This window comes from Microbacterium sp. C448 (assembly GCF_000582705.2).
Taxonomy (GTDB): Bacteria; Actinomycetota; Actinomycetes; order Actinomycetales; family Microbacteriaceae; genus Microbacterium; species Microbacterium lacus_A.
Map to the genome: position 1 here is coordinate 1 of NZ_HG779826.1, position 2,181 is coordinate 2,181.

Annotated in this window: 2 protein-coding genes; both read left to right on the top strand. The window is 68.6% G+C overall.

The window, feature by feature from the left end:
- The first annotated feature begins 11 nt into the window (after nt 1–11).
- Complete coding sequence (locus tag MIC448_RS15670; RefSeq protein WP_036301863.1) at nt 12–1,124, top strand: histidinol-phosphate transaminase; 1,113 nt, start codon at nt 12–14, stop codon at nt 1,122–1,124.
- Nucleotides 1,125–1,129: 5 nt separating this feature from the next.
- Nucleotides 1,130–2,181: thiamine pyrophosphate-dependent dehydrogenase E1 component subunit alpha (locus MIC448_RS15675; RefSeq protein WP_036301862.1), on the top strand; the 1,052-nt coding region annotated here is incomplete at its 3' end.

Below are 2,181 nucleotides of genomic sequence, written 5' to 3' on the forward strand. Positions count from 1 at the left end.
GACTCGACCGGGTGACCGACTCGCCCGCCGCACCCGTGCGACTCCGCCCCGAGATAGCCGCCCTGCCTGCGTATCGACAGGGCAAGCAGGCGGATGGCTCGGCTCACAAGCTCTCCAGCAACGAGAACCCCTTCGGGCCCCTTCCCGGGGTGCTCGAGGCCGTCGCCGCAGCATCCGGCATCAACCGCTACCCGGACGCCACAGCGGGACGCCTGCGCGGCGCGCTCGCCACGCGATTCGGGGTCGACGAGGATCGGGTGCACGCAGCCGCGGGAAGCGTGGCTATCCTCGCGCAACTGATTTCGGCGGCGGCAGGCCCCGGCGACGAGGTTCTCTATGCCTGGCGGTCGTTCGAGGCTTATCCCAATCTCGTGACGGTCGCCGGTGCGACGAGCGTCACGGTGCCGCTGACGGCCGACGGGCGTCACGATCTTCCGGCGATGGCGGCGGCGGTCACCGAGCGGACCCGAGTCGTGATCGTCTGCACTCCGAACAACCCGACGGGGCCGACTGTGCGCCGCGACGATTTTGACGCGTTCCTGGCCGCGCTCCCGCACGACCTGCTGGTGCTGCTCGACGAGGCTTACGCCGAGTTCGTCACCGACCCCGACGCGGTGAATGGTCTGGGTGCCACCGGATACCTCGACCATCCGCAGGTGGTGGTGCTCCGCACCTTCTCGAAGGCCTACGGCCTCGCGGGACTGCGAATCGGCTACGCGGTCGGCGATGCGTCGATCCTCTCCGCCGCGCGCAGCACTGCCATCCCCCTGTCGGTCACGGCCCAGGGTGAGGCGGCGGCACTGGCCAGCCTCGAGGCGGAACCGATTCTGCGCGGTCGTGTCGCGGAACTCGTGGAGCGGCGCGATCGCCTCGCCGGGGGGCTGCGGGATCTCGGCTGGCGTGTGCCCGAAGCGCAGGGCAACTTCGTCTGGCTGGCAACCGGTCCGGAGACGGCTCGGACGGCCGAGGCCTTCGAAGAGGCCGGTCTGATCGTGCGGCCGTTCGTCGGCGAGGGCGTCCGTATCTCCGTGGGCGAAGAAGAATCTGTCGAGAAGGTCCTACGCGTCGCGGCATCCATTGTGCAGAACCTCCCGGAAGACCATCCGGCGCGGACGTTAGCGTAGGGCAGGTGGATCCGCTCGAAGCACCAGACGTCGTGCGCGTACTCGCCGCAGACGGAACGTTCTCCCCGACCGAGTCGGCCGAGCCCTACCTGGCCCTGATCGATTCCCTCTCCGAAGACGAGCTGCAGGGCTTCTACCGCGACATGGTGGTCATCCGCGCCTTCGACCGCGAGGCGACCAACCTGCAACGCCAGGGGCAGCTCGCCCTCTGGCCGCCGAGCTTCGGCCAGGAGGCCGCTCAGGTGGGGTCCGCCCGGGCGACCCGACCGCAGGATCACGTCTTCCCCTCGTACCGCGAGCACGCCGTGTGCATGATCCGCGGGGTCGACCTGGTCGACATCATCCGCGTCATGCGCGGGCACTCGCACGGTGGCTGGAACCCGAGGGATCCCCGCAACGGCAACACGAACATCTACACACTGGTGCTCGGTTCGCAGACTCTGCACGCTACGGGCGTCGCGATGGGCTTCGGACTCGACGGGCTGAGCGGGTCGGGCGACCCCGAGCGCGATCAGGCCGTCATCGTCTACTACGGCGACGGCGCTTCGAGCCAGGGCGACGTCCACGAGGCGATGGTCTTCGCCGCGAGTTACGCGACGCCCGAGGTCTTCTTCCTGCAGAACAACCGGTGGGCTATCTCGGTGCCCGTTGCGACGCAGTCACGGACGCCGCTGGTCAACCGCGGCGCGGGCTACGGAATGCCGAGCATCCAGGTGGACGGCAACGACGTGCTCGCCAGCTACGCCGTCACGCGCATCGCGCTGGACGAGGCGCGCTCGGGTCTCGGACCTCGCGCGATCGAGGCGATGACGTACCGGATGGGTGCCCACACGACGAGCGACGACCCGACGAAGTACCGCACGGGCGACGAAGAATCCACCTGGGCGGGACGAGATCCCATCATGCGGATGCGGGCATATCTCGAGGGGCGCGGAGCATCCGACACCTTCTTCGCCGATGTCGAAGAGCAAGCCCATGCGCTTGCCGACGACACGCGTCTCCGCACACCGAACCTTCCGCTCCCGACGGTGGCGTCGATCTTCGAGCACGTATACAC